The sequence below is a fragment of the Geodermatophilus sp. YIM 151500 genome, from assembly GCF_025716945.1.
Taxonomy (GTDB): domain Bacteria; phylum Actinomycetota; class Actinomycetes; order Mycobacteriales; family Geodermatophilaceae; genus YIM-151500.
In genome coordinates, this window is the sequence record NZ_JAOVZT010000004.1 from 375,577 (window position 1) to 381,041 (window position 5,465).

Genomic DNA, 5,465 nt, shown 5'->3' on the forward strand with positions numbered 1-5,465 from the left:
GACCGCGCCCGACGACCTCAGCCCTTCGGCGCCGGGGGTGGCTCCTCGTCGTCGCCGCCGGGGGGCACCCGGCAGACGGACTCCAGGAACAGGGCGGCCGCGACCAGACCGCCGGAGCACAGCACGCCGATGACGCCGGCCACGGTGTCGCCCGAGGCCGCCTGCAGCCGGCCGACGGACGGGCCGACGTAGAGCAGCAGACCCGACCACACGCCGGTGAAGACCGCCCCCACCCAGGCGCTGGCCTGGGCCAGCACCGCCAGGCGGGCGACCAGCATCGGCTCGACCGGACGCAGCCGGGCGGGGTCGGGGCCGGCCGACCCGGTGCCCCGGCCCGCCGAGCGGGCCGACCGCTGCGCGGCCAGCCGCACGCGCAGCGTTCGGGCACCCAGCGCCTCGACGACGGCGAGCACCCCCAGGGGCGCGGGCAGCCACCAGTCCAGCGGAGGCAGCACCCCGTACGCCGCCCGCACCACCAGCCAGGCCGCCACCGCCAGGCCGAGGGCGAGGACGGCGAGGTCGCGCCGGCGGACGGGGGTCACCGCTCCGCCTCCGCGGAGGCCGCCGCGGCACCGGTCCGCGCCGTAGGCCGGACGTTCACGTCAGGTGCTCCCAGCGGACGACGCCGGCCACCTCGTCGGGGGGCAGCGCGGCGACCAGGTCGGCGACCCGCCCGCGGCCGGGCAGCTCCGCGTTCGGGTCGAGCGCCAGCCACGGCACGAGCACGAAGGCACGCTCGTGCGCCCGCGGGTGCGGCAGGGTCAGCTCCCGGTCGTCGGAGAACACCGGCGTCCCGTCGTCCCCGGTGACGGAGACGACGTCGACGTCGAGCGTCCGGGCGCCCCAGCGCACCTCGCGGGTGCGCCCGGCGGCCCGTTCGAGCTCCCGGGCGCGGGCCAGCCAGCCGGCCGCGTCGCGCTGCCCGCGGAGGATCGCCACCGCGTTGAGGTAGGCCGGCTGGTCGACCGGCCCCCAGGGCGGCGTCTCGTAGAGGGACGACCGCGCGACCAGCCCGTCGGCGCGCAGTGCGCCGAGCGCGGCGCGGAGGGTTCCGGCGCGGTCGCCGAGGTTGGCACCGAGCGAGAGCACCGCCCTAGTCATCGGCGGTCGGCCCGTCCCCGGGGCCCGCGGCGAGCTCGCGAGTCGTGGGGAGGGACGGGTCCTTCTGCCGCCGGATGCTCACCGTCACGTCGTCGAAGGGGACGCCGAGGTCGGCCTCGGGCTTGTGCACGGTGATCTCGACGGCCTCGACGAGCGGATAGGCCAGGCAGACGTCGGCCAGGCGCTGCGCGAGGGTCTCCAACAGGTCGACCGGCTCCCCCGCCAGGACGCCGTAGAGGCGTTGCGCCAGCTCGGCGTAGTTCACCGTGCGCCCGAGGTCGTCGGTCTCCGCCGCGGGCGCGGTGTCGACCTCGAGGACGGCGTCCAGCCTGAAGGTCTGCCCCTGCCGTCGCTCGACGGCGTAGACGCCGTGGTGGGCGTAGGCGGTGAGCCCGCGGACGGCGATGCGGTCGGGGCGGCGGTCGGGGCGGCGGTCGGGGCGGGGTTCAGCCACGGCTCCCCCTCGCGGCCCGGGCGGAGCGGACCGCGGCCACGGTGCGGACGGCGTCGGCAGAGGCGGCCGCGTCGTGCACCCGGACCCCCCAGACGCCGGCCTCGGCAGCCAGCACGGTGGTGGCCAGCGTGGCCGCGTCGCGCTCCTCGGCCGGCCGCGTCGTGCCGTCGGGCGCGGCCAGCAGCCTGCCGAGGAAGGTCTTGCGGGAGGCGCCGACCAGCACCGGCAGGCCGAGGCCGACCAACCGGTCCAAGCCGGCCAGCAGCGCCCAGTTGTGCTCGGCCTTCTTGGCGAAGCCCAGCCCGGGGTCGAGCACCAGCTGCGACGGGGCCACGCCCGCGGCGACGACGTCCTCGACCCGGGCGGTCAGCTCGGCGCAGACCTCGGTGACCACGTCGCCGTACTGCGCCGCCGCGTACATCTCGCGACTGTGCCCGCGCCAGTGCATGAGCACCCACGGCACACCGGCGCCCGCGACCAGCCCGGCCATGTGCGCGTCGGCCAGGCCGCCGCTGACGTCGTTGACCATGGCCGCGCCCGCGGCGAGGGCGGCCTCGGCGACCTCGGCGCGGGTGGTGTCGACGCTGGTGCGGACGCCGGCGGAGGCCAGCTCGCGGATGACCGGCAGGACCCGGCGGCACTCCTCGTCGGCATCGACCCGGTCGGCGCCGGGCCGGGTGGACTCGCCGCCGACGTCGACCCAGTCGGCCCCGGCGGCGGCCATCGCCCGGCCGTGGGCGACCGCCTCGGCCGGGTCGGCGAAGCAGCCGCCATCGGAGAACGAGTCCGGCGTGACGTTGAGGACCCCCATGACCACGCAGCGGCCGGGGTGCGCCAGCAGCGGGTGCCTCACGCCCACGGCCCGGCTCCCGACGCGCTCGCAGACCTCCCAGCGGTGCTCACTCGCCGGTCGCCCCCGTCATCGCCCCAGGACCAGGCTCATCGCCTCGTTCCGGGTGGCCACGCTGTCCCGGAAGATGCCGCGCACGGCCGAGGTCACCGTGGTCGCACCGGGCTTGCGGATCCCCCGCATCGCCATGCACAGGTGCTCGGCCTCGATGACCACGAGCACCCCGCGCGGCTTGAGGACGTCGGCGAGCGCGTCGGCGATCTGGCTGGTCATCCGCTCCTGCACCTGCGGGCGCCGGGCGAACACCTCGACCAGCCGGGCCAGCTTGGACAGCCCGGTCACCCGGCCGTCGTCCCCGGGGATGTAGCCGATGTGCGCGACCCCGTGGAAGGGCACGAGGTGGTGCTCGCAGGTCGAGTACATCGGGATGTCCTTGACCAGCACGAGCTCGTCGTGGTCTTCGTCGAACGTCGTCGCGAGGATGTCGTAGGGGTCCTGCCAGAGCCCGGCAAAGGTCTCCGCGTAGGCGCGGGCGACCCGGGCCGGGGTCTCCTGCAGCCCGGGACGGTCCGGGTCCTCCCCCACGGCGATGAGCAGCTCGCGGACGGCGGCCGCCGCCCGGTCCTGGTCCACCCCGCGGGCGGGCGGCAGGGCTACGTCCGCGGGCTCGGCGGGCACCTCGCTCACGACGGGGCTCCGGGTGGCCGGCTCAGCGCTGCACCGGGGCGCCGACGTCGCCGACCGGCGTCTCGTCCGCGGCCGGGCGGCCGTTGGCCGCGCCGTTGCCCGCCTGCTCGGCCGGGGTGAGCACCGGCGGCCGGTCAGAGGGTGTCCGCTTGCCGAAGCCGTTGTACGGGGCGAGCGAGGGCCGCTTGCGGACGCCGGTGCAGATGCGTGCCATGTCCTCCTTGGACAGCGTCTCCTTCTCGATCAGCTCGAGCACCAACTGGTCCAGGACATCGCGGTACTCGACGAGGATCTCCCACGCCTCGTCGTGCGCCGCCTCGATCAGCGCGCGCACCTCCGCGTCGATGTCGGCGGCGACGGCTTCGGAGTAGTCGGGCCGGGTGGCCATGTCGCGGCCGAGGAACGGCTCGGAGTGGTCGCTGCCGTACTTGACCGCGCCGAGTTTGGCGCTCATCCCGTACTGGGTGACCATGGCCCGGGCCATCGCGGTGGCCTTCTCGATGTCGTTGCCCGCGCCGGTGGTCGGCTCGTGGAAGACCAGCTCCTCGGCCGCCCGGCCGCCGAGCGCGTACGCCAGCGTGTCGATCATCTCCGACCGGGTCTGGGTGTACTTGTCCTCGGTCGGCAGCACGAGCGTGTGCCCCAGCGAGCGGCCGCGCGGCAGGATCGTCACCTTGTGCACCGGGTCGAGGTTGGGCAGCGCGTGCGCCACCAGCGCGTGCCCGCCCTCGTGGTAGGCGGTGACCTTCTTCTCCTTCTCGCTCATCGCCCGGGTACGGCGCTCCGGGCCGGCGATGACGCGGTCGATGGCTTCCTCGAGCTGCTCGTCGGTGATCACCGAGCCGTTCGTGCGGGCGGTGAGCAGGGCGGCCTCGTTGAGCACGTTGGCCAGGTCGGCGCCGGTGAAGCCGGGCGTGCGCCGGGCGACCGTCTCCAGGTCGACGTCCGGGGCGAGCGGCTTGCCCGACGCATGGACCTCGAGGATCCTCTTGCGGCCCTCGAGGTCGGGACGGTCGACGGCGATCTGGCGGTCGAACCGCCCGGGGCGCAGCAGCGCCGGGTCGAGGATGTCGGGCCGGTTCGTGGCGGCGATCATGATGATGCCGCCCTTGACGTCGAACCCGTCCATCTCGACGAGCATCTGGTTCAGCGTCTGCTCGCGCTCGTCGTGCCCGCCGCCCATGCCGGCGCCGCGGTGACGGCCGACCGCGTCGATCTCGTCGACGAAGATGATCGCCGGGGCGTTGTTCTTCGCCTGCTCGAACAGGTCGCGCACCCGGCTGGCGCCGACGCCGACGAACATCTCGACGAAGTCCGAACCGGAGATGGAGAAGAACGGCACGCCGGCCTCACCGGCGACCGCGCGGGCGAGCAGGGTCTTGCCGGTACCGGGCGGGCCGAACAGCAGCACGCCCTTGGGGATCTTCGCGCCCACGGCCTGGAACTTGACCGGGTTCTGCAGGAAGTCCTTGATCTCGTGCAGCTCCTGGACCGCCTCGTCGGCGCCGGCGACGTCGGCGAACGTGGTCTTCGGGGTGTCCTTGCTGACCACCTTGGCCTTGGACTTGCCGAAGGCCATGACCCCGCGGCCGCCGCCCTGCATCGAGTTGAACAGCCAGAACAGCAATAGCAGGAGGATGAGGAACGGCAGGAAGCTGACCAGGATGCCGACGAGCACGCTGTCCTGCGTGACGTTGGTGTCGAAGTCGACGCGCTCGCCGTCGCCGAGCCCCGACACCAGGTTGAAGACCTCGTCGGACGCGCCGATCGGGTAGGAGGTGGTGATCTCCTCGCTGCCCTCGACCGGCTCCGCGACCCGGATGTCGAGGGTCTGCTCCTTGTCGTTGATCGTGACGCTCTCGACGTTGCCCTGGTCGAACTGCGCCAGCGCCGTGGACGTGGACACCTGGGTGCCGCCGCCGTCACCGCCGACCAGCGAGGAGAAGGTCAGGGCCAGCAGGACGACGAGCACGACCCAGAACCACACGGAGCGGAAGATCTTCTTGCGTTCCATACACCGATGCCGGGCGGCCGGAGGACCCGGCACCTGCCCGTCGACCCTCCTGATCGTCCGGGGACGCCCCTTGCGACCCGGGCGGGCACCCCGGCGCTCGGTGCAGCGTCGTCGGGATCGACGGTACACCGGGGGACCTGTGCGATCCCTGGACGAGAGCCGGGAACGGGCTGCGTCTCCCTCGGGCTGGGGGGACGGCCTCGGCTGTCTCGTCGGCCGGCGAGCCGCTCTGCGGGATCGGCGCGCCGAGTGGGGGCCGGAGGCCCCCCCTAGACGGGCCGAGGCGGGGCTCCGCGCGGCCGGGGAACGGCACGTGGCCGCGGTCGTCGCCGGGACGAGCGGGGGCCCGGAGGGTCCCC

At 74.4% G+C, this 5,465-nt stretch carries 6 protein-coding genes; all 6 read right to left on the reverse strand.

The features are described 5' to 3' along the window. Positions 1-17 precede the first annotated feature (17 nt). The 6 genes from OF117_RS10115 to ftsH are packed head-to-tail and all read right to left on the reverse strand — an operon-like array spanning position 18 to position 5,106. Entirely contained in the window at positions 18-542 is a 525-nt protein-coding gene (locus OF117_RS10115) for a DUF3180 domain-containing protein (RefSeq protein ID WP_263552699.1), read from the reverse strand. Positions 543-597: 55 nt separating this feature from the next. Further along, positions 598-1,089, reverse strand: coding sequence for a 2-amino-4-hydroxy-6-hydroxymethyldihydropteridine diphosphokinase (gene folK / locus OF117_RS10120; RefSeq protein WP_263552700.1), 492 nt, complete (start codon positions 1,087-1,089; stop codon positions 598-600). Positions 1,090-1,093: 4 nt separating this feature from the next. Continuing rightward, positions 1,094-1,555 (reverse strand): dihydroneopterin aldolase, encoded by a 462-nt coding sequence (folB, locus tag OF117_RS10125; protein ID WP_263552701.1) that lies wholly within the window; start codon positions 1,553-1,555, stop codon positions 1,094-1,096. Then, positions 1,548-2,414: a dihydropteroate synthase gene (gene folP / locus OF117_RS10130; RefSeq protein ID WP_263552702.1), complete on the reverse strand. Its 867-nt coding sequence runs from the start codon at positions 2,412-2,414 to the stop codon at positions 1,548-1,550. Before folP ends, folB begins: the two co-directional genes overlap by 8 nt. A 60-nt stretch (positions 2,415-2,474) precedes the next feature. Beyond that, on the reverse strand, positions 2,475-3,083 hold the full coding sequence (gene folE / locus OF117_RS10135; RefSeq protein WP_411969443.1) for a GTP cyclohydrolase I FolE: 609 nt from the start codon (positions 3,081-3,083) through the stop codon (positions 2,475-2,477). Between the two features lie 31 nt (positions 3,084-3,114). Continuing rightward, entirely contained in the window at positions 3,115-5,106 is a 1,992-nt protein-coding gene (gene ftsH, locus OF117_RS10140) for an ATP-dependent zinc metalloprotease FtsH (protein WP_263552703.1), read from the reverse strand. Between the last annotated feature and the right edge of the window lie 359 nt (positions 5,107-5,465).